Consider the following 25,558-nt stretch of genomic DNA (forward strand, 5'->3'; position numbering starts at 1 on the left):
GATAATATTTGAAAAACAGGGTCGAAATCAAGCTGCGATTCAAATCCAGAGACAAGCGGTAATAGGATTTCACGAATTGAGAAATCGAAATAATCGTTTATTTAATAGGACTTAAAAAAACATGGCATGGTGATAGATAAATTTCTAATTTTTTTATAAATAAGCTTCAAGAATCGGAACATCTCGAGAGTGAATCATTACTTGAATTGGAAAATCACAAAGAAATATTGCTTAAAGAAAGATGCGATCTTATTGATTTAGAAACCAACCTTATTTATAGGCAACAGCAATTAAAAGGGGAGGACAAAGCATGAGTTTAAATATGTATTTAGGGGAAGTACAAAATCAGACTCAAAGCATGAATGCTGTATGTACCGCTACGATTCAAGGCATGGAACAAGTCATTCAGTCGATTGATGCTTTTGCAACTGATACGGTTCTGCAAGGACGAACATATAGTAGTGCAAAAATATTTTTTGTCCAAACCTTTCGTCCTTTAGCACAGGGTATTATTTATTTATGTGAAGAATTAATTCGTCAAAATGATGCTTTTCCAAGAGATTTTCAATCACAAGTTGCTTCCACGGATGTAATCGAACAAGAAGTAAGAGAGCAAATTCAAGAAATCAATCAAATGATTGCAAGTATAGAAGTGATAGATGAAGCTACACCAATGCCTGGTATAGACGCAATTGTAGCTGTTTTAGTTGAGATGAGAAAAAAACTTGAAGAAAAATTAGAGCATTTATATGAATTCAATTATACATCCAGTAATAACTACAGCACGGCCCTTCAATTAGCAGCTAGTATTGCTACTGGTCTTGCCGAAGTTCAAAGTGGGAAAGGATTTAGTCCTGTTAGTGGTACGTTTAGTACACAGGGCTTGAATATGGAATGGACGACTTCTATCCAAGCGATTACAGAAGAGAAAAAACATCATTCTGAAGAAATCAGTATTATAGAAGAATCGTTGTTTGATAAATTTAAAGATACTGTTGGAAATAACGTTGAAGCGATGGATCAGTTGTACGAAAAGTTTATTCACCAGATAGAAAACACTCCCCTTATTGGGCAATATTACAACTACAAAAAAGGGCAAAATGAAGCGGTGTTAGATGAACTTAAAGGAATATTAAACACAATTTTACATCCAATAGATAGTGTTGAGGGTGCTGTGTATGCTCTTTCTCACATCGACGAAACATTTGCTGCTGTAGAACAAGCTATTTCTGATTCGTGGAATCAAGATGTTGTAAATGGAGATTGGAATAGCAGGGCTAAATGGTATGGAAATGTAGAGATGCAAGTTAAATTAGCAATCGCTGAATTATTTGTAGGAACAAAAGGTGTAGATAAAGTTTCAACGTTAGGCAAAACCTCAAAACTTAGTGAAAGTGTAAATTTTATACAAGGCACTAAAAACGTAATAACTTTAGATAAGTTTAAGCAAAGCGTTGACATGTTGAATAATATTCTAATGCCAAAAAATCAATTTGCCTATGCAGGTGCAAATAATATACGCTCTAAATTTGATACACCTGATTTTCATCGAGTTGAAGAAAAGCTATCAACCCATCAGTTTGCTAAAGGCGAGGGCAGTTCTAGTGGAAATAAGGGTACGGGTAAAACTGGTGTTGGTAAAACGGGTGAGGGAATACCTTTAGAAAAAGTAAAGCCCGATGTACTTAAACAGATACATGCTGATGATAATGGAGCATATGGATATTTACCAAAAGAGGGTACTGCATATAATAAACCAGAATATGACTTTACAAATGTTGAATGGACAAAAGAAATGCAAAATGTAAGAAAAGATTATCTTGAAGCATCTAAACAATTAGAAAGTGATATCGAAAAAATGATATCTGAAGGATTTTCTAAAGAAAAAATAGCTGAACATGTTGTAGAAGCACGTAATCAGCAAAAAAATGCAGCGAGGGAAAATATGACTGCTGAGGAGAGAGCCGGTTTAGAGGAAAGAAATATAAAAAAATATGGTAATCCAATAGGACCGACGGCTGAGAGTATGTTTAATAAGATAAGAGATTCGTACATTGATAAAGGAATTTATGAATCAGATGAACAAGTATGGAAAATTATAATTCAAAAATCAATGCAAAAAGATGATGTAATAAACACACTATTAGGATTAGAGCATTAGGAGGGACAGGATAACTTATGATAATTATGAATAATTACTCTAAGACAGGAACGTATATTATATTAGAACCTAACGGATATTCAGTAGTTGAAAAAAATAAAGTAAAGTTGGTTAGACAAGGCGTCGGAGGATTTAGTGAAGATGGACAGGTAGTTGGTATTTATGTTAAAGATAACAAACTATTTTTTTTCTATAATGGAAAATCATTTGAAACATCTATAGAAAATCTAATTTGTACAAATAGTTATGTTTCAAAATTGAAAAGATGTTTTAGTGTAACAATAGGAGGACAAAATATCTGTAATATAGTTTATGAGCCTTTTATTGATCCAGGAATGATTTATTATGATGCAGACCCTGAGGAGTTTGATGTATTGTTATACTTAAGTGAATTATTGAAGAATGAGGATTCTATTAAGAGATTTATGAATGGGATGGAAATGATTAAAAAGCAGAATAAAGGTTAGTGTTTTAGGGAAAGAAATAAGTGTTTGAAATTACGTACTTCATGATGGTTGACCCATCATTGGGTACTGTGTCCAATGATAGAATAGAAAAAAAGTACGAGTTTAGGTAAGGTGGCATTTTACAAACATATGAACTTAAAGCACTTGATTGTCTATGGAAGGCAATAAGTGCTTTTTTCATCTCAGTATAGAAATAAGATATAATAAATAAAAAATTAATATTTTGTTAGATTGAGAAAATAAAAAGATCTACTAAAAGGCAGCTGTCGATGGCATAAAAACAGCCAGCCGCAAAGTAAAAGAGGGAGTAAACTTTGTAGCCTCCACAGCAAAAGGATTTGCCGACAAAATCGGAAGCCTATGGAACAAAGGTGCTACAACCGTAAAAACAACCTTTTTGTAGGGGAATGAAAAAATCCAGCACGCAATAAAAATATTACTGGAGTACAAATGGATCCTAGGTGAGGGAAACGGCTTCGTCATAGCTGGAGTAGGAAATGTCACAGAGGGAGGGGGAGCATTCTCCGAAAGTGGATTATCAGTATATGACAAGTAGGGGTGTTAAGGGTACGGGTGATACTGGATTTGCTTATAAGAATAACCCTATGGATAATCCAAAGGCAGTAAAAGATATACTTGAAAATCCAGATGCAGTTTATGGGTTTTCTCCAAGTCAAAAATTGAAGAGTATAGAGGATTTGCAAGTATTGAATATGTGAAAGAATCATAAGTTAGCAAAAGTAATTAGTGAAGTATCATGGTTACAGTTTCGAGCCATGTTAGAATACAAAGCAAAATGGTATGACAAACAAGTCGTTGTCGCATCGAAAACATTTGCTTCCAGCCAATTATGTTCTTGCTGTGGATATCAAAATAAAGAGGTTAAAAATCTAAACCAACGTAAATGGGACTGTCCTTCTTGTCGTACACACCATGATAGGGATATTAACGCAAGTATCAATTTAAAGAATGAAGCAATAAGGCTTCTAACCGCAAGGACTGCGGGGTTAGCCTAATCAATTAGAGTTCGATAGAACTCTTTACTTAGGAATCCCTCACTTCTAAACAAAGTGAAAGTGGGGGTAGTTCAATAAGTACAATACCTAATAATGATATGGAAGAAGAAAGGTAAAAAGTCTCGTTCTTTCTGTTCATTTCCATTCTTTTCGTCTATACTGAAGTAATATGTCGAAAGGATGTTCGTGAAATATGATAAATGTTATAGAACTATTTGCAGGAGTGGGTGGATTTAGAATCGGATTAGAGAAAATCGGCCACTTTCAAATAGTATGGGGAAACCAGTGGGAACCTTCAAAAAAGGCACAGGATGCTTTTCATTGTTATGCCCAACGATTTCAGGATAAGGGGATTCATTGTAACCAAGATATTGCTACCGTAACCGATGAAGAGATTCAAAAAATAGAAGCAGAAATGATTGTAGGTGGTTTTCCATGCCAAGATTATTCAGTTGCACGTAGCTTATCTGGAGAAAAGGGTATACAAGGAAAAAAAGGCGTATTATTTTGGGAAATCAAGAGATTAGTAAATATAAAACGCCCTAAGTATGTGTTGCTTGAGAATGTAGACAGGTTATTAAAGTCACCATCTAAACAAAGAGGTAGAGATTTTTCTGTAATGTTAGCTACGTTTAGAGATTTGGGTTATCATGTAGAATGGCGTGTCATTAATGCAGCTGAGTATGGACAAGCACAAAGAAGGCGTCGCATTTTTATTTTTGCATATCGAAATGATATCCCTTATACGATTACGCATAAGGATGAGACAGATTATAGTTTATTACATCATAAAGGCTTCTTCGCCATTTCATTTCCTGTACAGGCTGAATCCTCACCGAAACACCCAGCTAAAGAGTTTGAGTTACCGCTTGATATTGTTGATGTATCTGATAATTTTTCAGCAGGTTACTGGAATGCAGGGATTATGAGGGATGGGCGAATTTATACAGCCCAGCTTATAGCGATAGAAGAAAGTCCTATTCCATTAAGATCTATATTAGAAAAAAATGTAGATGATAAATATTACCTAAGTGAGACGGCTATTGAAAAATTTGAGTATCTAAAAGGTCCTAAAAAAATTGAAAGAACCGCAGCAACTGGTCATAAATATATTTTTTCTGAGGGTGGAATGGCATTCCCGGAACTGTTAGATAAACCAGGCAGAACAATGCTAACAAGTGAAGCAACTATAAATAGAAGTACGCATGTAGTAAAAGATGAAAAAGGATTTCGATTTTTAACACCGATTGAGTGTGAAAGATTAAATGGCTTCCCAGATGATTGGACGAATACTGGTATGTCTAATCGAATGCGGTATTTCTGTATGGGAAATGCGCTAGTTGTAGGGTTAATTGAGCGTATGGCTGAAAGGATATATGAGATAGACAATATAAATGTAGAAAAACTAAAGGTTGAATTTGAGAAGGAGATGGTATGAGCCATCTCCTTTATTATTGCATTAATAAGAACTATATTAGGCAGTTTTCATGTGTTTTTATAATAATTAAATTCAACGCATCATTAAAAATCAGAATATAACTACTTAAAAAAATGAAAAAATAATTCGTAGGCAGTATAATTCAAATTAGTGGAATTGATAAAAATTAAAATAAAAGTAATTATTAGTAAGATGATGTCTAAAAGAAGTATTATAAGGAGATTTATGGGAAAAATATGCTGTGGAAATTTTAGATATCAGCGAGGAAATGTTAAAAAATTATGTTTGTTAATTAATTCAGAGAAAAGATAGAAGAGTAAAAAGCTTATTAATGAAAAAGATAAATGAAATTTATAATATTGAACTTAATGAAGCTTTGATAATCGGTTTAGTACTTACAATTAATAGATTAACTAATAAAAATGAAGTAATAGTTGAACTTGAAAGACACGGAAGAGAGTTGATAGATGGTCAAATTGACATATCTAGAACTGTTGGATGGTTTACAAGTATGTACCCTGCATATTTTAAGGTGGATTATGAGGAGAAAGAGGATAATATTAAATCATTAAAGGAACAACTTTGAAACTAATTTTAGATAAGTGCATAGAAAAGGATTTCAAGGAATTCACCCCATCGAATTTTGATGCTTTAGAAATTTCGCAAGAAGATTTAGATGCATTGTTTAATTAGAAGTTACGCAAGGGGTATAATATTATGAAAAAATTAAGAAAATTGTTAGTTATACTTAGTGTTTTTCTCAGTATAGTTGTATTACCACTTAAGGGAAATGCATTAGACAATGAGGTTGAGCAGATAAATTTATTAACAAATGATACAAAACTAAAAATAGAAAAGTTTATAGAAGAAAATATGGATAAAGGTAAGGTTCCAGGACTAGCAGTTACCTTAGTTAAAGGTGATAAGACTGTTTATCAAAAAGGATTTGGATATTCAGATATAGATGCTAAAAAGTCAGTTACTTCTAAATCCTTGTTTGAAATAGGATCTAATAGTAAAGCAGTTACTGCTTTAGGAATTTTTAATTTAGAAAAAAGTGGACAAATTAAACTTGAAGATGAAGTAACTAAATATATACCATGGTTAAAAGTTAAATATAAAGGTAAGGAAGCTTCAATAACTATAGAACAATTATTACATCAAACAAGTGGTATACCTTTTAAAACGATAGATAAGATACCAGTTTCTAATGAAGATAATGCACTTGAAGAAACAGTTAAAACCTTAATTAATATAGAATTAGATAGTGAACCAGGTAGGGATTTCCAGTATGCAACTATAAATTATGATGTTTTAGGGTTGGTTATTGAAAAAGTGACAGGGAAATCTTATGAAGGCTATATTGAAGAAAATGTCTTAAAGCCATTGGGTTTACATAATACTTATCTTTATAAAAATGAGATTGTTAATGAATATATCGCTAAAGGGTATAAACTCGAATTCTTAAAAAATGTTGTATATGATGCGCCTGTGTATAGAGGGAATAAGCCGGCTGGGTATATTATCTCCAGTGCTGAAGATATGGCTAAGTGGCTTAAGATTCAGCTGGGCACCTTAAATGATTTGAAATTTGATAAAGACATAGTTGGAAAATCTCAAGAGGCCAATCGTACAGTTAGACCATTAAGTGATGGATCATTCTATGCTAGTGGTTGGTTCATTTATCCAAAGGGTGAAAATCAAATTTCACATGCCGGGAATAATCCTAACTATTCTTCATTTATAGTATTTAATCCTAGGGATAAAGTCGGGGTTGCAGTACTAAGTAATACGAACTCACAATATGTAGAACTTATAGGTCAAGGTATTAATAAGATTTTAGAAGAGGGCACTTACAATAAAAATATAATAGATTTAAATAAAGGCGCAGATACAATAGCTAGTGTAATTATATGCATTTCAATTTTAATAGTTTTAAGCATATTATTTTTTACATTAAAAGCATTAAAAGCAATATTAAATAAACAAAGGTATTTAAATACAAATGGAAAAAAGAGTTTATTAAAGCTTGTTTTTTCTTTTCTGTTCATGCTGGGAATAAGTTACTGTATATATTTAATTCCATATATCCTGTATAGAGGAGTATCATGGGAATTTGTTTTTGTATGGCTTCCTAATAGTATTGAAGTTGCACTTTATTTTATATTTACCAGTGTATGGTTAGTGTATATATACTTAGTATTTATAAGCTTTTTCAAAAAAGAAAACGATAAGGGAATATTTTTGTTATCTATAAAGCGTTATTAGTGGTTTTGGTAATGCGCTTATAATTTTCACTATTAATCTGGCTGTAACAAGTAATAATGCGTTAAAGATTAAGCTGTTAATGTATTTCGTTTTAGGAATTATTCTTTATCATTTTAGCCAAGAAGACTCCTTCCTCAAGGAGCGTGAAGGGTCACAGTCCAGTGAGTAGGTGGGAGATGAATTGGCTTCGAACAAGGGATGGCAGGAAGCCATCTTAATTGTTCGACATACAGAAAGTGTTACTTCACTATCTATCGAATGTACGTTCGGTGTATAATAGTTATATACCGAAATGGAGGTGAATGAAATGATGATCAATAAAGCCTATAAGTTTCGTATCTATCCAAATCAAGCACAAGCAATTCTAATCAACAAAACGATTGGTTGTTCCCGCTTTGTATTCAATCATTTCCTATCCTTATGGGATCACGCATACAAAGAGACAGGAAAAGGCTTGACCTATGGTACATGCTCTGCCAAACTCCCTGCCATGAAGAAAGAGTTTGTTTGGCTAAAAGAAGTGGATAGTATTGCGATTCAGTCGTCTGTTCGCAACCTTGCCGATGCTTATACTCGCTTTTTTAAAAAACAAAACAGCGCACCGCGCTTTAAATCTAAGAAGAATAACGTACAATCTTACACCACAAAACAAACAAATGAAAACATTGCCGTTGTAGGGAACAAAATAAAGTTGCCGAAACTAGGCCTTGTTCGATTTGCCAAAAGCCGTGAAGTAAAGGGACGTATTGTAAATGCGACTGTTAGACGAAACCCTTCTGGCAGATATTTTGTGTCACTATTAGTTGAAACAGAAGTACAAGAACTTCCGAAAACACATTCTTACATTGGAATAGATGTAGGACTAAAAGATTTCGCTATTTTGTCAGATGGTAAACCCTATAAAAATCCGAAGTTTTTCCGATTATTAGAAGATAAGTTGGCGAAAGCACAGCGTGTTCTTTCTAGAAGAATGAAAGGATCTTCTCGCTGGAATAAACAACGAGTAAAGGTAGCTAGAATTCATGAATACATATCAAATGCTAGGAAAGATTACTTGCACAAAATCTCAACTGAAATCATCAAAAACCACGATGTTATCGGTATAGAGGATTTGCAAGTATCGAATATGTTAAAAAATCGTAAGTTAGCAAAAGCAATTAGTGAAGTATCTTGGTCACAGTTTCGAACCATGTTGGAATATAAAGCAAAATGGTATGGCAAACAAGTCATTGTCGTATCGAAAACATTTGCTTCCAGCCAATTATGTTCTTGTTGTGGATATCAAAACAAAGACGTTAAAAATCTAAACCTACGTAAATGGGACTGTCCTTCTTGTCGTACACACCATGATAGGGATATTAACGCAAGTATCAATATAAAGAATGAAGCGATAAGGCTTCTAACCGCAAGGACTGCGGGGTTAGCCTAATCAATTAGAGTTCGATAGAACTCTTTACTTAGGAATCCCTCACTTCTAAACGAAGTGAAAGTGGGGGTAGTTCAAGTCTATGGGCAAAAGGTTATGAGGGGGAAATTAATAGAGTTAACCAATGAAATAGTATATTCAAAAAGAATGGGAATTGTAAAAAAATTACTGGAATCTTCTTATAGCAAGTTTGAAGAAATTGAAAAGGGAAGAATTCAGTTCATTATATGAAAGATTATAAAGAACTAGAAGAAATAAGAAAATTAATTGATGTTGGAGGGCCTACTATGTGCCATAGTGCCAGAAAAGCATTTTTAAGTACGGCTTTAATAACATCGCCATCTGACTATAAAGAAGTAATTAATGAGCTTATCGATTATGGAGGTAGAGTATCTCTTAAATTAAGATTAGAACTTGCTAAAAAAGTTTCATCAGTTATTACCTCATATATGATTTCCGTAGATGAAACTATGAATAATATTGAACTTGAAGGCCTGTTTAAAGCCTATGACATAATGGAGTAATTAGGGAATTTTAAAAAATGGATGTGTGATTAAACATTCAGGACTGACACATAAAAAATAAATTAAATCCGTTAAATAGTCTATCTCTTTAGTTGATAGACTATTTGAAATTTATTTTAAAAGAATATGATAAAAAAAGAATTATCGAGTCCAGATATGGAATACCGCTTTTAGGAAATGTACCTTAAGAGATACTAAAAAAGTTATATATTAAATGGGTATTATTTTTTGTGCGAGAAAGGTCAAAAAATTTAGAAAATCCAAAATTGATAAGTTATTAACTAGAAAATAGGGGGGAGTTTAATGAGAAAAGTAGTATTATACAGTGATCAAGTAGAAGAAGATAGAAAATTGGATTATGAACTATTAAGGTTGTTAAATAAAGAAAATCCTTCAATAGCATATCTTCGAGCATCTTCAGATGTAACAGGAAAATATTTTAATTATGTAGTTAAATACTATAGATATTTAGGAATTAATAATGTGAAATATTTTGATTTAGACAAAGAATACGATGAAAGAAAGGTTAATGACATATTTAATTATGATGGAATACATCTTTCTGGTGGAAATACATTTCGTTTTTTATATTCCTTAAGAAAAAGAAATTTATTGCATTCATTAAAATCATATTTGCAAAATGGTGGGGTTTTAATTGGTGTTAGTGCTGGTAGTATAATAACAACTAAAAGTATTGATACAGCCCAATTTTTAGACGAGGATATTATAGGACTAGAGGATAGAAGTTCCCTAGGTATTGTAGATTTTGATTTTATGCCTCATTGGAGCGAGGAACAAAGTGAAAAATATTTAGATTTATTAAAGGATTATTCTAAGTTGAAAAATAAGGAGATTTATGCTTGTAAAGATGGTGATGGGATAGTTATTGAGGGAGAAGAGATTAAATTGATTGGTGATATTTTGAAAATCTAATTTAGTTTCAATTTATATTAACAAATAAGAAATTTTTTTCGGTTTCCCCTAAGTAATCATGTATAAAACCATCTCCTTTATGTTTATAAATTGAGGAACAATTATGTTGAAACTATAGAAAAAGAGTCCTGTTAATACAGGACTCTTCTTTATTTTTATTAATCTAATGATTAGAGACATTAGTGAACTACTCGCCACTTAGCAAAGCTTGAAGTGGGAGCTTCTCAGTTCCACGACGAAAGAAACCTTTCGACGCCCTGAGCGTTACTTCTAGATGTCCAACGCTTGGACGCTCTCTGTGTACGGTTGATATTTTACGCAGGAACCGAATGGCTTGGTTTTCGCACTCTATTTTCTTCCTACAACCTCCTATATCAAGCTATCAAAGAACTTCAGATAGCTAGTTTATCAAAAGTTTTTGGCTATGCCAAACTGAAATTCATCTCCCACCTACCGTTTGGCTATCGCCCTTCACATGCTTGAGGAAGGAGAATTCTTCCGGTAAATTCATTAAAAAATTCCTTTTGTGTACCAAGAAGCAAAATATTTTTATGATAAAATATAGAAAAAGATGATTAAGAAGGGATAATTAAAGTGAAACCAACAATTTATGATGTTGCGGAAAAAGCAGGTGTATCAATAGCAACTGTATCCAAGGTAATTAATCAAACTGGGCGTATTAGTGAAAAAACAATAAACAAAGTAAATCAGGTAATGGATGAATTAGATTACCAGCCAAGTAGTGTAGCGGCAGCGTTAACAGGTAAAAAAACATATACGATTGGGGTACTTGTCCCAGATATCTCAAACCCATTTTTTGCTGAAGTAGCAAGAGCGTTTGAAAATAGTGCAAGAGAATCAGGGTATACACTCATTTTATGTAGTACAGACCATCAAACAAAACGTGAGCATGAATACATTGATTTATTATTTAAAAAGCAAGTAGATGGCATTATTATCGCGACGGAGCTAAATGATTATAAACTTGTTAAAAAAATCGTGAATCGAGATTTGCCACTTGTACTATTCACTGTAGATCATCCTTCCATCACGACTCATGTTGTGACAACTGATGATATGAGGGGAGGCTACCTAGCTGGAAGTTATCTAACGCAAAAAGGCCATACATCTTTAACGATTATGATGGAGAAGGATAGAAAAAGTAGCTTAGGCAGATTGAATGGTTTCAAACAAGCGCTTACGGATTCAGGGATCTCGTTAGATGATGAGGCTATCATTAGCTGCTATTCGACAGTGGAAGATAGTAAACGTGCAAGTAAGGAATTACTTCATTTGCCTAACAGGCCTACAGCCGTTTTTGCTTGTACAGATTTGATTGCTATATGCCTTATGAATGAAGCAAGAAAACAAAGGCTTTCAATTCCGGAAGATTTATCAATTATCGGATTTGATAATACAATCTATGCTGAGATTGCAGATCCAGGGTTAACAACAATTGAACAGCCAATCAAACAAATGGCAACCTGTACGTTTGAACAACTGCTAAAAACGATGGAAATGAAGGAGCATGCTAAGCAAAAAATTACAATTATTCCTCAGTTAGTAGAGCGATCCTCAGTAAAGGATATTACATGATAGCATTTTTACAAGTCTATTTGAATGTAACAAAAGAAGGTCATCGTAACTACGTATAGTTAGGATGACCTTCTTTTATATCTAGGATTTATACAGAGAATTGCTCTCCGTTTTTTGTATTTAAATCCTGCTGTATTTCATTTTCCTTTGGAATAGTAAGGAAATGAGTTAAAAATGCACCAAAGAAATACAAACCAGCAAAGATCCACATTACGCCGCCAACACCTAAAGGACCGATGAAGGCAGTTACTACTAATGGTCCAACGAATGCTGATAATCCTGAACCTAAATTTAAGACAGACATTGCAGCTCCTTTATTTTCAGGAGATAAAGATGGGACTAATGCTGTAAGAGGTACATAACCGGCAAGTGTTGCTCCGTAGCAACAGGCAACAAATAATATTGCCCAATAATTATGTCCTACCATTTGTGGTACATAATAGAGTGCAAGAGTTACAATTCCGCAACCGACTCCTCCGAACCATTTAATTGTATTTACCCAACCAAACTTGTCTCCAACGATACCAAAAATAATATTAAACACCATATTTACAAAGAATAGAGTACCCCAAATTTGAAGCCATTCAGTCATCGTAAAATTATATTTCATCATATAGGTAGGTAAGAAAACAACAAATCCAAACTGAGCGGCCGAGTTTATAATTTTTACAATACCGCCTATACCAACTTTAGGATTTTCAAATGCGATGGTAATGCCTTTTAGTAATTCGCTTGATTTGTTAGCGCTTACGGTTTGTGCTTTAAATTTATCCTTATTTACAACGATTGAGAATAATCCCCCTACGACAACAAAAATTAAAGCGCTCCATAAAGTAGCAATTTCTCCGATTTTCGGAACCATATAACTAGAATAAAAGGCCCCTATAACACTAAGCCCTAGCTGAAATACGAACCAGAACCAGCCAACTGCTCTTGAAAGCATTTGTTGAGGCGTACTGTAAGATACCCAAACTAGGAAAGAATAAGCAAATAAGGGATAACCAAACCCGCGTAGGGCATAGCAAATTAATATTACGGGATAATTCATATGCTGAATTCCTATACCGATGAACCCAATTGATCCTAAAATAAATGATACTAAACCAAATGTCATGACTTTTCTTGGTCCCCACATTTGTACAAATACCCCTGAAAACCAAGAAGAAGCAGATACAGTAATTCCGTAAATAGTAAACAGGAAAGCAGCGTGTTCTAGCGTTAATCCTTTTTCAACGAGATAAGGGGATAACCATCCCTGTTCTAACCCGTCCCCAATCATAAAAACGATAATTCCTATGTATCCCCAAGTTAAATTAGAAGGGATCCCAATCCTGTCCATAAATGTTTTGTTTGAACTAATAGCGTTCATTCTCCCACCACCGATAAGTTATTTTTGGTTAAGCGCTTAATTCTTTTTGATAAAAAAAGTATACGCTTACATTATGAGGTCGTCAATTAAATTTTTTGACAATTTACAACTTTCTTTTATAGAACATTCTATTTACTTATTGGAGAATAAAATAATGGTCAGTATGAAAAGAAAGAAATACCTTATAGATGTGGGATTACTATTTAAAGGCTTGGTTTTCTTTGTTATATCAGTATTTTAAAAGAGTATATTTGTAGCTTTTTAGAGTGTTTATTTCTAATTATTAATTTTTATTTTTATGTAATACGTATATTGAGGGAATGTAAAATTCGAATGAAAAGAGGAGTATTCGAAAAAATAAAAATGTTTTCAATTTAGAATCAAGTGTGTATAATGAAGAAAAATAGGGAAAGCGCTTAACTTAATTTAATACGCTAAACCCTATAGACTTTCATTTCGTTTCTTAAATTTTAATATAGAGGGAGAAATCATATGAACGTTTTAACAATTGGGATTATTGGTGCTGGACGAATTGGGAAACTACATGTTGATAATTTGCAGCTTATGCCACAAGTAAAAATTAAAGCGGTTTCAGATGTAGTAATTAGTCATCTAGAAAAGTGGGCTCAAGATAAAGGGATTTCCACTCTGACTACAAACTATCAGGATTTATTAGCAGATTCAGAAATTGACGCTGTCTGTATTTGTTCACCAACAAATACACATGCGCAAATTATTAAAGAAGCGGCTCTTGCGAAAAAACATATTTTCTGCGAAAAGCCTGTTAGTTTCTCGGTAGAAGAAACATTAGAAGCATTAGAAGTGGTGAAAGAACAGGGGGTATCACTTCAAGTAGGTTTTAATCGTCGTTTTGATCCGAACTTCAGGAAAGTGTATGATCTTATTCAACAAGGAGAAGTGGGACAGCCACATATTTTAAAAATTACGTCACGCGATCCACAACCGCCAAGTATAGAATATGTTCGCTCTTCAGGCGGATTGTTTATGGATATGATGATTCATGATTTTGATATGGCTCGTTATGTGATGAATAGTGAAGTCGTTGAAGTATTTGCATATGGAACAACATTAATTGATCCATCCATTCAGGAAGTAAATGATGTTGATACAGCAATTGTCACATTAAAGTTTGCGAATGGAGCTTTAGGGGTAATTGATAATAGCCGCCAAGCTGTTTATGGATATGACCAGCGTGTGGAAGTGTTTGGTGAAAAAGGCGCGGTTGCTGCGGATAATTGCTGCCCGACAACAGTTCAAGTGTCAAAAACAGAAGGTATTGTAAAAGATAAGCCGCTTTATTTCTTCTTAGAGCGCTACACGCAAGCTTACATTGAGGAAGTAACACAATTTACAAAGTCAATTATAGAAGGACAAGCTGTTATTTGCAGTGGTAATGATGGGTTACAAGCGGAGCGAATTGCGAAGGCTGCGAAGGAATCCTTACTAACAGGAAAACCTGTACAAATTGAACATAAACAGCCTGCATTAAATCAATAAAGAGAGCGCTTACTTCTAGATAGATAAAGAGTAATGAATAGTAGGTTTATAAAAATATGAACCATATCATTCATTCTTTCATAAAGCATGGGAGGTAGTAACAATGAATCCACTTATTTTTAAAGAAGATTGTCCATTAGACCTTATTGCGGTTGGACGTTTATGCGTTGATTTAAATGCTAATGAAACACAACGTCCTATGGAAGAAACAAGAACGTTTACTAAATATGTAGGAGGTTCTCCTGCAAATATTGCAATTGGTGCTGCACGTCTTGGCTTACAAACAGGATTTATTGGTAAAGTATCTGATGACCAAATGGGCCGCTTTATTACGGGGTACCTAAAGGACAACAATATTAATACAGATCAGATATGTATAGATCGTACAGGTGCAGTGACAGGTTTAGCATTTACAGAAATTAAAAGCCCTGAAGATTGCAGTATTTTAATGTACCGCGACAATGTCGCAGACTTAAATCTTGATCCAACAGAGGTATCTGAGGACTATATTAAACAATCAAAAGCACTCTTAATTTCAGGAACAGCTTTAGCGAAAAGTCCTTCTCGCGAGGCAGTATTTTTAGCGCTAGAATATGCAAGTAAGCATGATGTAGTTGTATTTTTTGATGTGGATTACCGCCCTTATACATGGCAGTCAGAAGCTGAAACGGCTGTGTATTACAATCTAGCGGCTGAAAAATCTGATGTCATTATTGGAACGCGTGAAGAATTCGATATGATGGAAAAACTATTAAACTATGAACAGTCTAATGACCAAGTTACGGCTGAAAGATGGTTTTCTCATCATGCGAAAATCGTTGTAATTAAACATGGCGGGGATGGTTCAATCGCATATACGAGAGACGGTCATTCTCACCGAGGCGGTATCTTTAAAACAAAGGTGTTAAAGACGTTTGGCGCTGGCGACTCGTATGCATCCGCGTTTATTTATGGATTAATGCAAGGGCTTGAGATTCCTCAAGCGATGCGATTAGGAGGCGCTTCTGCTTCGATCGTTATTTCTAAACATAGCTGTTCTGATGCAATGCCAACAAGGGCAGAGATTTCTGCATTCATGGAAACGGCTGAGGAATTGGTATAGAAACGTCATGAATCAATAAGCAAGTAAGGGCGTATCCTATTGGACGCTTCAACATTACATAAAAGGGAGAGAATGAATATGACAGTACAAACAGCACAAATTGTAAAAAACTACATTGGCGGCGAATGGGTAGAATCCATTTCAACTAAGATGGAAGCTGTATATAATCCTGCAACAGGAGAAGTAATCGCTCAAGTACCACTTTCAACAAAAGAAGATGTTGAACAAGCTGTATTAGCAGCAAATGAAGCGTTCAAATCATGGTCTAAAACTGCTGTACCAAAACGCGCCCGTATTCTATTTAAATATCAACAATTACTAGTAGATAACTGGGAAGAGTTAGCGAAACTAATTACGATTGAAAACGGAAAAAGCTATAACGAGGCTTACGGTGAAGTTCTTCGTGGTATTGAGTGCGTGGAGTTTGCAGCGGGTGCTCCTACATTAATGATGGGAAAACAGCTACCTGATATTGCAACAGGTATTGAGTCTGGTATGTATCGTTACCCAATTGGTGTTATAGGCGGCATTACACCTTTTAACTTCCCAATGATGGTTCCATGCTGGATGTTCCCACTTGCAATTGCTTGTGGTAATACATTTGTATTAAAACCTTCAGAGCGTACACCACTTCTAGCAGCAAGATTAGCAGAATTAGCTGAAGAAGCAGGTTTACCAAAAGGTGTATTAAATATCGTGAATGGTGCTCACGACGTAGTAAACGGTCTATTGGAACATAAATTAGTGAAGGCAATTTCATTTGTAGGTTCTCAGCCTGTCGCAGAATATGTATACAAAAAAGGAACAGAAAACTTAAAACGCGTGCAAGCATTAGCGGGTGCGAAGAACCATTCGATTGTATTAAATGATGCGAATCTTGAATTAGCAACAAAGCAAATTATTAGTGCTGCATTCGGTTCAGCTGGTGAGCGTTGTATGGCTGCTTCTGTTGTAACAGTAGAAGAAGAAATTGCAGATCAATTAGTTGGAAGACTAGTAGAAGAAGCAAATAAAATTGTCATCGGCAATGGTCTTGATGAAGATGTATTTTTAGGACCGGTTATTCGTGATAACCATAAAGAGCGCACAATTGGTTACATCGATTCAGGTGTAGAACAGGGCGCTACGTTAGTTCGTGATGGACGCGAAGATACAGCTGTAAAAGGAGCTGGTTACTTCGTTGGGCCAACAATTTTTGACCATGTTACAAAAGAAATGAAAATCTGGCAAGATGAGATTTTTGCTCCTGTTTTATCTATTGTTCGTGTGAAATCATTGGATGAAGCGATTGAAATTGCCAATGAGTCTCGTTTTGCAAATGGAGCTTGCATTTATACAGATAGCGGGGCAAGTGTACGTCAATTCCGTGAAACAATTGAATCAGGTATGTTAGGTGTGAATGTTGGGGTTCCGGCGCCAATGGCATTCTTCCCGTTCTCTGGCTGGAAAGACTCTTTCTATGGTGATCTCCATGCGAATGGTACTGACGGCGTTGAGTTTTATACAAGAAAGAAAATGCTTACATCTCGTTGGGAAAAGTAATCATTAAGAGAGAAGTAGAATCTGTCTAGTTGCTTGGAAGCGAAAGTAACGCAAGTAGTAAAACATAAGAAGGAAGTATTAGGAGTCTATTAAATTCCTAATACTCCTTTTTCATATACAGAATGACTGATAGAGATAGAAAGGAGCAAATCACATGCAAACTGTTAGAATGACGATGGCGCAAGCATTGGTGAAATTTTTGAATCAGCAATACGTAGAGTTTGATGGAACGCAACAAAAGTTTATTAAGGGAATCTTTACGATTTTTGGTCATGGAAATGTAGTAGGCCTAGGTCAAGCTTTAGAAGAAGACGCAGGGGAATTAGAGGTATATCAAGGGAGAAATGAACAAGGAATGGCAAATGCTGCGATGGCTTTTGCGAAACAAAAACATAGAAAACAAATTATGGCATGTACTTCTTCAGTTGGTCCTGGATCAGCAAACATGATTACCTCTGCAGCAACAGCTTCTGCAAATAATATTCCCGTTTTATTACTTCCAGGAGATGTATTTGCAACGAGACAACCTGATCCTGTTCTTCAACAAATTGAACAAACACATGACTTATCTATTTCTACAAATGATGCTTTTCGTGCAGTAAGTAAGTACTGGGACCGGATAAATCGTCCTGAACAATTGATGACCGCTATGATTCAAGCGATGCGTGTTTTAACGAATCCGGCAGATACAGGAGCTGTAACAATTTGTTTACCACAAGATGTCCAAGGAGAAGCATGGGATTTTCCAAGTTACTTCTTCCAAAAGCGTGTTCACCGTATTGAACGCCGTCTACCTACAAAAGCCAGCTTAGCGGATGCAGTGGAAATGATTAAGAGAAAGAAAAAGCCAGTTATGATTTGCGGTGGTGGTGTAAGATACGCAGAAGCGGCAGAAGAACTCAAACAGTTTGCTGAAACATTCCACATTCCATTCGGAGAAACACAAGCTGGAAAAAGTGCAATTGAAAGTAGTCATCGATATAATCTAGGCGGCATTGGGGTAACGGGAAATGTAGCAGCTAATACAATTGCAAAGGAAGCGGATCTTGTTATTGGCATCGGGACGAGATTTACTGATTTTACAACGGCATCGAAACAATTATTTCAAAATGAAGAAGTTGAGTTTTTAAACATCAACATTTCAGAATTCCATGCGAATAAGCTGGATGCATTAAAGGTTATAGCGGACGCGAAAGAAGCACTTCTTGCTCTAATAGATGAACTGCAAGAAATTGATTATCGATCTAGTTATACAGTAGAAATTGCTGATGCAAAAGATGCTTGGGAAACAGAATTATCACGTCTACATAATATTCGCTTTACAGGTCAAGATTTCACACCAGAAGTCAAAGGTCATTTCGATGAAAATTTAAATGAGTATGTAGACGCACTTGGTACACAATTAACACAGACTGCAGTCATTGGACAAATCAATACATTACTTGATGAAGATGCAATTATCGTTGGAGCGGCAGGAAGTCTTCCAGGTGATTTACAAAGAATGTGGACATCAAGAAAACCGAATACATATCACATGGAGTATGGATACTCTTGCATGGGTTATGAGGTTGCGGGCGCACTTGGTGCAAAGATAGCTGAACCATCGAAGGAAGTATATGCAATGGTAGGGGATGGTAGTTACCAGATGCTTCATTCTGAGCTTGTCACAAGTCTCCAAGAAAACAAAAAAATTAACGTCTTATTGTTTGATAACTCCGGATTTGGTTGCATTAATAACTTACAAATGGGCAATGGAATGGGGAGCTTTGGAACAGAGTTTCGCTACCGAAACCAGGAAACTCGTAAATTAGACGGGGCAATTATGAAAATTGATTTTGCAGCTAGCGCAGCTGGATATGGTGTGAAAACATATCATGTTACATCACTAGAACAATTACAAGAAGCGCTTATAGATGCGAAAAAACAAATAGTTTCTACATTAATTGATATTAAAGTATTACCAAAAACAATGACAAATGGATACGAGTCATGGTGGCATGTAGGTGTTGCAGAAGTATCTAAAAGTCAAAGTGTACAAGCTGCGTACGAGAGTAAAGTAAGTAACTTGCAACAGGCAAGGTCTTATTAGATTAGGACACAAAGAGAGCTTTTTATCTACATGCATATTGATTAGGAAGCTCTCTTTTCAATAAACAGTTAAGAGAATTTGGCAAAATTCTATCACATTTTGTAAAGAGGAGAGACAAGGGGATGTTCAAAGAAAATACAATTAAGCTTGGAATTGCACCAATTGCTTGGACAAATGATGATATGCCTGAGCTAGGAGCAGAAAATACGTTTGAACAATGTATTAGTGAGATGGCACTAGCTGGATTTAATGGAAGTGAAGTAGGGAATAAATATCCGAGAAATACAGTTGTATTAAAAAAATCTTTGGAATTACGAAACTTGGAGATTGCTAGTGCATGGTTTAGTACGTTTTTAACAACGAAGCCGCTTGAAGAGACAGTAGAAGAATTTATTAAGCATAGGGATTTCTTGCATGACATGGGTGCAAAAGTCATCGTTGTTTCAGAGCAAGGGCATAGTATTCAAGGTTTAATGAATGTACCACTATTTAAAAATAAGCCTGTTTTTACAGAAGAAGAGTGGGATAAGCTTGCGGATGGATTACATCACCTCGGTAAATTAGCTCAGGAAAAGGGACTCCATATTGTATACCATCATCATATGGGTACGGGTGTTCAAACAACGGCAGAAATTGAAAAGTTAATGGACATGACTGATCCAGCGCTTGTATCTCTGCTTTTTGATACAGGTCATCTTGTTTTTTCAGGTGAAGAGCCTCTTTATATTTTGAAGAAATATTTACCTCGGATTAAACACGTACATTTAAAAGATATTCGTCAAGAAGTAGTAGAAGCTGTAAAGGAAAACGGATTAAGCTTCTTACAGGCAGTGAAGAATGGGGCATTTACAGTCCCGGGGGATGGCGTAATTGGATTTGATGAAGTGTTTACTATCCTTGCAAACTCTGATTATCAAGGGTGGTTTGTGGTAGAAGCAGAGCAAGACCCAGCTTTAGCGAATCCTTTTGAATATGCATTAAAAGCCCGAAAATTTATACAAGAAAAAGCAGGTCTGTAATTTTCACATTTCGAGACTATCTTTAAGTTAATGAATGGACAATCAACAGGTCTTCTTACAAAAGGAGTAAAAAGACGAGATGGTTGGTTCTGCAGTTAATAAATAATTTTGAAATAGGTGAATATGTAATGCCATTAGTTCAAATGAAAGATATTTTAACAAAAGCAAATCAAGAGAATTATGGGGTTGGGGCTTTTAGCGTCGCTAATATGGAAATGGTCATGGGAGCTATCAAAGCAGCTGAAGAGTTAAGTTCGCCGCTTATTCTACAAATTGCAGAAGTTCGTTTGAATCATTCTCCAATTCATATGATTGGTCCGTTGATGGTAGCTGCAGCGAAAAAAGCAACTGTTCCAGTAGCAGTTCACTTTGATCACGGGATGACGTTTGAAAAGATTAAAGAGACGTTAGAGATTGGTTTTAGCTCGGTTATGTTTGATGGCTCTCACTATCCGTTAGAAGAGAATATCCAAAAGACAAAAGAAATTGTAGAACTTGCGAAACAGTACGGTGCGACGGTAGAAGCTGAGATTGGCAGAGTTGGTGGTAGTGAGGACGGATCAGAAGATATTGAAATGTTGCTGACAAGCACTACAGAAGCAAAACGATTTGTAGAAGAAACAGACGTAGATGCGTTAGCTGTTGCAATTGGAAATGCGCATGGTATGTACAATGGCGATCCTAATTTACGATTAGACCGCCTACAAGAGATTAATGAGGTAGTCCATATCCCACTCGTTTTACATGGCGGCTCTGGCATTAGTCCAGAGGATTTCAAGCAATGTATTCAACATGGTGTTCGTAAAATTAATGTAGCAACAGCCACATTTCAGAATGTAATTACTGCGGTTAACAATACCGTCCTAAATACTCCGTATTCAGATTATTTTACGTATCACCAGGATGTTATTGAGGCCGCATATGAAAACGTTAAAAGTCATATGCAAATATTCGGAAGTGAAAACAGAGCATAATCAGAAAAATCTTCTTCATTACTAGTTAGAAGAAATTCGGAATGTAGTTAGCTGACAAAAGTGGAGAATGCTAGTGAAGCCATTAATTAAAAGGAGGAGAAAGCCATGTTAGGAAAATTGGGTGAATTAAATGAAGGATATAATATATTAACAGAAATGAACGGTCAAGGCAGTGATATGTTAATGGATATAGGTATATATAAGATGTCTAATGGGAAAGAAGAGTTGCTATTTGATAATAAGAATGAAACAGCGGTTCTTTTACTGGAAGGGGCAATACGTTTAGAGTGGGAAGGAATGGAACAAGTTATTCAAAGACAGTCTGTGTTTGAAGAAAACCCTTGGTGCTTACATGTATCTAAAAATGTGAAGGTTACCATTACTGCGCTTTCAGATAGTGAAGTGCTTGTTCAAAAAACAGATAATGATCAAGAATTTACTTCCAAGTTATATACTCCAAATGAGTGTCAAAGTGTTGTAGCGGGAGATGGAGTATGGGAGGGAACGGCGCAGCGTGTTATTCGTACGATTTTTGACTATAACAATGCAGCATATTCTAATATGGTAGTAGGAGAAGTTATTTCTTATCCAGGGCGATGGTCCAGTTATCCACCACATCACCATGATCAGCCAGAAGTATATTATTATCGCTTTAATAAGCCACAGGGATTTGGATGTGCAATGGTTGGCGAGGATGCATATCGCGTTGTACATAATAGCTTTATTACAATTCCGGGTGAGCTAGACCATCCACAAGCAACAGCGCCTGGATATGCCATGTATTTTTGTTGGATGATTCGACATCTTGAGAATAATCCTTGGAATGATCGTATCATGGAGGAAGACCACAAGTGGTTATTAGAACCAAACGCGAAAATTTGGCCAGAAATAGAATAGATGAAAATAAAGGTTCTGGACAAAACGATGTTACTTTTTTATTGCTTTTGCTTAGAATCGCTAATTTTTTGTAAACTTAGGCGGGCTCTTATGTGAGATAACATAAGGGTCTATTTGTATGCGCTACTTTTTTTATCAATGAGTTCGGTATGAAACATTTTTATATACTCCTTTTTGTTCAAAATTGTGCACCTAATTAATTTATAAAAAAGAAAAATCCTCACTATGGGGCTTTTTTTCTTTGTTACTTGTATTTTTTATACTTAATCATTCTGGTAAGAACTAGTACTTATATTACCTTGTTGTATAACAAATGATAGGTATGGTTAGAGTTTACTACCCTAATAAAGCCGTGTTTTCTAAAATCTCTTACAAAGGAAGGAATTTTATGGACCAAAAGGTAAAAGAACTTATAGATATTAAAAGGGCTAACGAAAAGGTACTACTAAGCAAGCCAAATGTTATAGGTGTCGATGTAGGATTTAAATATGTGAAAGGAAAACGAACTGACGAGATTGTCATACGAACATTTGTAAAAAAGAAGGAAAACGTGAATTCAAAAGATGAAGTTCCTCGTACAATTGATGGAGTAAAGACAGATGTTATTGAAGAGAAAGAGGTAGTATTACAAGTGTTAGAGGTTCCAGTGGATGTACCCGTTCTTGAAGTTGAAACAGGCAGGTTTGAACCTTTAATCGGTGGAACTAGCATAGGTCCGTGTAGAACCTTTACTAATGAAGCTGGCAATCAAGTTGTCTATGTTGGTACACTTGGAGCTATTGTTAAGAAAGAAGAAAATAAGTTTTATGCATTAAGTAATTTCCATGTTATGTGCGTTGACAGTTCATTTGCACGAGGGGATGAAATGACACAGCCGGGTAGACCTGACGGTGGCAGTTGTTCAAATGATCTAATCGGCAAATTAGATAGCGCATGTCTTAGTGATAAATTCAATTGTCAAAACAAGCAAGTTGATGCCGCTATTTCTACTATTGAAAATAGGGCAGTGTCATCAGAAATTCTAAATGTTGGTAAGGTAAAAGGGAAAGCTTTGCCAGCTCTTGGTACAGTTGTTCGTAAGCAAGGGCGTACGACTGAATTGACCTTTGGAACTGTAACTGGACTTGATCGTACTGTTCCAATTTCTTATGGACCGAGTATTGGTACAGTGACATTAACAAATCAAATTACTATTGCACCGGATACTACCAGAAATCCTAGATTTTCTGATCATGGGGATTCAGGTTCAGTCATTGTTGATGAGCAAAATCGTGTCATAGGATTATTGTTTGGTGGAACTATGGATGGAGCAGCAACTTTCGCCAATCATTTTAGTGATGTTGAAGAGGCACTCGGAATTACACTCTTTACTGAAAATCCTGTTCATACGTAATATAGAAATATATACATTCATAGGGTATTTAGGGAATTTAAGTTGCTTCTTACAAAACAAACTAACCTTAGTCAATATGTAATGGCTAAGGTTAGTGTTGTTCTTTATATGCATTAGAAAATAGTATATATCTGAAAACTTAAATGGAGAATGTGTATTATTTTATAAAATTAGATTATTTATGGGATGGGGCAGTAGATATTATTAAAGAATAGAAGATGCATGTGTATATTTAACTATCTATATATAGTGTGTTTAAGGTAAAAGGTGGTACTATAGATGAAATTAGATGTGAAACTCCAAAAGAAGGTCCAAATTAAAAGTTAGAAGGCCAAATAATATGTACAAGAGATGAAAAGGATAACCCTCACTTTAGTTTTAAGGTTAAAAGTGCATTAGCACTTCATTTTGGAAAAAGTGTCGCTGACAATGGTCGGGGTATGTTCACTTCTTTTTAGCTTATAAACTACACGAACAAGGCAAATAACTTGTGAAAATAGACAAATGGTTTCCTTCCACAAAAACATGTAGCAGTTGTGGAAATGTGAAAAATATATCATTATCTGAGCGAGTATATTCTTGTATATGTGGTGTAAATCTCGATAGAGATTATAACGCAGCTATCAATATCAAAAATGAAGCAATACGCCTATTAGCGTTAGCATAGATAGCAATAAAATAACCCTTGGAACGAGGGAGTTAGCTCGGTTGTTTTAGGACAAATTCGTTAGCTATCAAAAGTAACGACTAACCGAGAAGTCCCCACTTCTAACAGTCCATTAGGACGTTAAGTGGCGGGTAGTTCACCGGGTTTCTTAAATGCAATTTTAGAGGAATCTTTAGAGGTACCTATTACATCGCTACAACTAGATGACCCACATCTCCATAAATCTTATGAATATGATAAATTATCAATTTTAGACCTATTAGCAACTTTTAGATAATAGGCCGCAGGTAAATATCGAAGTTCAGCTTCGAAATACACATGATATGGTGAAGCGATCTTTATATTATTGGAGTAAACTTTATATTATTGGAGTAAACTTTATACATCCCAAATGCAAGAAGGGATGCCATAACGTTCCCTTCGGAAAACAATTACCATTAACTTACTAGACTTTATTTTATTTTCCCAGGATGATGAATTTCATACCATTGGATAATTATGGAATACAAAAATGCAAAAACTATTAAGTGATGACATTGAAATCCATTTTGTAGAGATACCAAAATTGGTAAAATAATGGCGTGAAGAAAAAGTAAACCCTTGGGAAAATACATTTGTTCGTTGCATGTTATTATTACCGGCACATGAAGATGAACACTTAACTCAAACATTGGAGGAGATTGCGATGAATCAAGATCCAATTTTACAAAAAGCAATTAATAAATGGGAAAATATGAGCCATGATTCTTCTTTCCGAACAGCTTATGAAGCTCGAGAAAAATTGCTTTTAGATGAACAAGCTAAGCTAGCGCATGCTGAACAAGAAGGCATGGAAAAAGGCATTGAGCAAGGGAAGAAACAAATAATTCGAGGGATGCATGAAATAGATGTACCGCTTGAAACTATTGCAAAAGCAAGTAAGTTGAGTGTAGAGGAAATAGAACGTATCTTGAAATTAAAGTGAACATATATGAACCTATAGTACTCATGAATAAAAGAAAATAGACACTCATTGTTATAGTACGTTTAACAGAAAAGCATTGCTGAATAATTCGGCAGTGCTTTTCTATATCATTTTTTGTTTTTCATGCAGAATCACCCGTAAAAGTACTTTTTGTAGTTGGAGTTTTCCGAATAATAAGTTACATTTTTAAAGTTC

General features: G+C 35.2%; 18 protein-coding genes and 4 pseudogenes. 21 read left to right on the forward strand and 1 reads right to left on the reverse strand.

Annotation, left to right across the window (positions count from 1 at the left end):
* Position 1: 1 nt before the first annotated feature.
* The 11 genes and pseudogenes from QCI44_RS29050 to QCI44_RS29105 all read left to right on the forward strand — a co-directional run bounded on the left by QCI44_RS29050 (position 2) and on the right by QCI44_RS29105 (position 11,829).
* Positions 2 to 314: pseudogene (locus tag QCI44_RS29050) on the forward strand (DUF3958 family protein).
* A complete protein-coding gene (locus QCI44_RS29055) occupies positions 311 to 2,161 on the forward strand; it encodes a T7SS effector LXG polymorphic toxin (protein WP_016135850.1) in 1,851 nt (616 codons plus the stop codon). Before QCI44_RS29050 ends, QCI44_RS29055 begins: the two are co-directional and overlap by 4 nt.
* A 17-nt stretch (positions 2,162 to 2,178) precedes the next feature.
* Positions 2,179 to 2,628: a hypothetical protein gene (locus tag QCI44_RS29060; protein ID WP_016135851.1), complete on the forward strand. Its 450-nt coding sequence runs from the start codon at positions 2,179 to 2,181 to the stop codon at positions 2,626 to 2,628.
* Between the two features lie 256 nt (positions 2,629 to 2,884).
* Positions 2,885 to 3,644: pseudogene (locus tag QCI44_RS30685) on the forward strand (RNA-guided endonuclease TnpB family protein); the annotation flags it as partial.
* Positions 3,645 to 3,837: 193 nt separating this feature from the next.
* Positions 3,838 to 5,082: a DNA (cytosine-5-)-methyltransferase gene (dcm, locus tag QCI44_RS29075; protein ID WP_016135853.1), complete on the forward strand. Its 1,245-nt coding sequence runs from the start codon at positions 3,838 to 3,840 to the stop codon at positions 5,080 to 5,082.
* Between the two features lie 331 nt (positions 5,083 to 5,413).
* Positions 5,414 to 5,668, forward strand: a complete 255-nt coding sequence (locus QCI44_RS29080) for a condensation domain-containing protein (RefSeq protein WP_016135854.1) — start codon at positions 5,414 to 5,416, stop codon at positions 5,666 to 5,668.
* A gap of 131 nt (positions 5,669 to 5,799) precedes the next feature.
* Positions 5,800 to 7,350 carry a serine hydrolase domain-containing protein gene (locus QCI44_RS29085; protein ID WP_016135855.1) on the forward strand — a complete coding sequence of 517 codons (1,551 nt, stop codon included), beginning with the start codon at positions 5,800 to 5,802 and terminating at the stop codon, positions 7,348 to 7,350.
* A gap of 307 nt (positions 7,351 to 7,657) precedes the next feature.
* Positions 7,658 to 8,779 (forward strand): IS200/IS605 family element RNA-guided endonuclease TnpB, encoded by a 1,122-nt coding sequence (gene tnpB / locus QCI44_RS29090; protein WP_016135856.1) that lies wholly within the window; start codon positions 7,658 to 7,660, stop codon positions 8,777 to 8,779.
* Between the two features lie 224 nt (positions 8,780 to 9,003).
* Entirely contained in the window at positions 9,004 to 9,300 is a 297-nt protein-coding gene (locus tag QCI44_RS29095; RefSeq protein ID WP_016135857.1) for a hypothetical protein, read from the forward strand.
* Positions 9,301 to 9,603: 303 nt separating this feature from the next.
* A complete protein-coding gene (locus QCI44_RS29100) occupies positions 9,604 to 10,233 on the forward strand; it encodes a Type 1 glutamine amidotransferase-like domain-containing protein (RefSeq protein WP_016135858.1) in 630 nt (209 codons plus the stop codon).
* Positions 10,234 to 10,827: 594 nt separating this feature from the next.
* Complete coding sequence (locus tag QCI44_RS29105; RefSeq protein ID WP_353811601.1) at positions 10,828 to 11,829, forward strand: LacI family DNA-binding transcriptional regulator; 1,002 nt, start codon at positions 10,828 to 10,830, stop codon at positions 11,827 to 11,829.
* Between the two features lie 88 nt (positions 11,830 to 11,917).
* Here QCI44_RS29105 and QCI44_RS29110 read toward each other — a convergent pair whose 3' ends face one another.
* Positions 11,918 to 13,198: an MFS transporter gene (locus tag QCI44_RS29110; protein ID WP_166689667.1), complete on the reverse strand. Its 1,281-nt coding sequence runs from the start codon at positions 13,196 to 13,198 to the stop codon at positions 11,918 to 11,920.
* Between the two features lie 492 nt (positions 13,199 to 13,690).
* On the opposite strand from QCI44_RS29110, the gene iolG reads away from it, so the two are divergent.
* The 10 genes and pseudogenes from iolG to QCI44_RS29160 form a co-directional block, all read left to right on the forward strand.
* Entirely contained in the window at positions 13,691 to 14,716 is a 1,026-nt protein-coding gene (iolG, locus tag QCI44_RS29115) for an inositol 2-dehydrogenase (RefSeq protein WP_353811602.1), read from the forward strand.
* A gap of 103 nt (positions 14,717 to 14,819) precedes the next feature.
* Positions 14,820 to 15,818 (forward strand): 5-dehydro-2-deoxygluconokinase, encoded by a 999-nt coding sequence (gene iolC, locus QCI44_RS29120; protein ID WP_353811603.1) that lies wholly within the window; start codon positions 14,820 to 14,822, stop codon positions 15,816 to 15,818.
* Positions 15,819 to 15,896: 78 nt separating this feature from the next.
* Entirely contained in the window at positions 15,897 to 17,360 is a 1,464-nt protein-coding gene (locus tag QCI44_RS29125; protein WP_088083688.1) for a CoA-acylating methylmalonate-semialdehyde dehydrogenase, read from the forward strand.
* Positions 17,361 to 17,514: 154 nt separating this feature from the next.
* Positions 17,515 to 19,449 (forward strand): 3D-(3,5/4)-trihydroxycyclohexane-1,2-dione acylhydrolase (decyclizing), encoded by a 1,935-nt coding sequence (gene iolD, locus QCI44_RS29130; RefSeq protein ID WP_353811604.1) that lies wholly within the window; start codon positions 17,515 to 17,517, stop codon positions 19,447 to 19,449.
* A gap of 122 nt (positions 19,450 to 19,571) precedes the next feature.
* The gene (iolE, locus tag QCI44_RS29135; protein WP_016135865.1) at positions 19,572 to 20,468 is read left to right on the forward strand and encodes a myo-inosose-2 dehydratase; all 897 of its coding nucleotides are present in this window, start codon (positions 19,572 to 19,574) and stop codon (positions 20,466 to 20,468) included.
* Positions 20,469 to 20,596: 128 nt separating this feature from the next.
* Entirely contained in the window at positions 20,597 to 21,442 is an 846-nt protein-coding gene (locus QCI44_RS29140; RefSeq protein ID WP_016135866.1) for a class II fructose-bisphosphate aldolase, read from the forward strand.
* A 105-nt stretch (positions 21,443 to 21,547) separates the two neighbouring features.
* Positions 21,548 to 22,339: a 5-deoxy-glucuronate isomerase gene (locus QCI44_RS29145; RefSeq protein WP_016135867.1), complete on the forward strand. Its 792-nt coding sequence runs from the start codon at positions 21,548 to 21,550 to the stop codon at positions 22,337 to 22,339.
* Positions 22,340 to 22,727: 388 nt separating this feature from the next.
* Positions 22,728 to 23,732 carry a chymotrypsin family serine protease gene (locus tag QCI44_RS29150; protein ID WP_088083693.1) on the forward strand — a complete coding sequence of 335 codons (1,005 nt, stop codon included), beginning with the start codon at positions 22,728 to 22,730 and terminating at the stop codon, positions 23,730 to 23,732.
* A gap of 398 nt (positions 23,733 to 24,130) precedes the next feature.
* Positions 24,131 to 24,399: pseudogene (locus QCI44_RS29155) on the forward strand (zinc ribbon domain-containing protein); the annotation flags it as partial.
* Positions 24,400 to 24,541: 142 nt separating this feature from the next.
* Positions 24,542 to 25,363 (forward strand): annotated as a pseudogene (locus QCI44_RS29160) (Rpn family recombination-promoting nuclease/putative transposase); the annotation flags it as partial.
* Positions 25,364 to 25,558: the final 195 nt, after the last annotated feature.

The sequence above is a fragment of the Bacillus cereus group sp. RP37 genome (genome assembly GCF_040459695.1).
GTDB lineage: Bacteria > Bacillota > Bacilli > Bacillales > Bacillaceae_G > Bacillus_A.

Bases quoted from the DNA above. Each gene is read 5' to 3' on its own strand.
- QCI44_RS29055 (WP_016135850.1), top strand. From the start codon at position 311: ATGAGTTTAAATATGTATTTAGGGGAAGTACAAAATCAGACTCAAAGC.
- QCI44_RS29060 (WP_016135851.1), top strand. From the start codon at position 2,179: ATGATAATTATGAATAATTACTCTAAGACAGGAACGTATATTATATTA.
- dcm (WP_016135853.1), top strand. From the start codon at position 3,838: ATGATAAATGTTATAGAACTATTTGCAGGAGTGGGTGGATTTAGAATC.
- QCI44_RS29080 (WP_016135854.1), top strand. From the start codon at position 5,414: ATGAAAAAGATAAATGAAATTTATAATATTGAACTTAATGAAGCTTTG.
- QCI44_RS29085 (WP_016135855.1), top strand. From the start codon at position 5,800: ATGAAAAAATTAAGAAAATTGTTAGTTATACTTAGTGTTTTTCTCAGT.
- tnpB (WP_016135856.1), top strand. From the start codon at position 7,658: ATGATGATCAATAAAGCCTATAAGTTTCGTATCTATCCAAATCAAGCA.
- QCI44_RS29095 (WP_016135857.1), top strand. From the start codon at position 9,004: ATGAAAGATTATAAAGAACTAGAAGAAATAAGAAAATTAATTGATGTT.
- QCI44_RS29100 (WP_016135858.1), top strand. From the start codon at position 9,604: ATGAGAAAAGTAGTATTATACAGTGATCAAGTAGAAGAAGATAGAAAA.
- QCI44_RS29110 (WP_166689667.1), bottom strand. From the start codon at position 13,198: ATGAACGCTATTAGTTCAAACAAAACATTTATGGACAGGATTGGGATC.
- iolG (WP_353811602.1), top strand. From the start codon at position 13,691: ATGAACGTTTTAACAATTGGGATTATTGGTGCTGGACGAATTGGGAAA.
- iolC (WP_353811603.1), top strand. From the start codon at position 14,820: ATGAATCCACTTATTTTTAAAGAAGATTGTCCATTAGACCTTATTGCG.
- QCI44_RS29125 (WP_088083688.1), top strand. From the start codon at position 15,897: ATGACAGTACAAACAGCACAAATTGTAAAAAACTACATTGGCGGCGAA.
- iolD (WP_353811604.1), top strand. From the start codon at position 17,515: ATGCAAACTGTTAGAATGACGATGGCGCAAGCATTGGTGAAATTTTTG.
- iolE (WP_016135865.1), top strand. From the start codon at position 19,572: ATGTTCAAAGAAAATACAATTAAGCTTGGAATTGCACCAATTGCTTGG.
- QCI44_RS29140 (WP_016135866.1), top strand. From the start codon at position 20,597: ATGCCATTAGTTCAAATGAAAGATATTTTAACAAAAGCAAATCAAGAG.
- QCI44_RS29145 (WP_016135867.1), top strand. From the start codon at position 21,548: ATGTTAGGAAAATTGGGTGAATTAAATGAAGGATATAATATATTAACA.
- QCI44_RS29150 (WP_088083693.1), top strand. From the start codon at position 22,728: ATGGACCAAAAGGTAAAAGAACTTATAGATATTAAAAGGGCTAACGAA.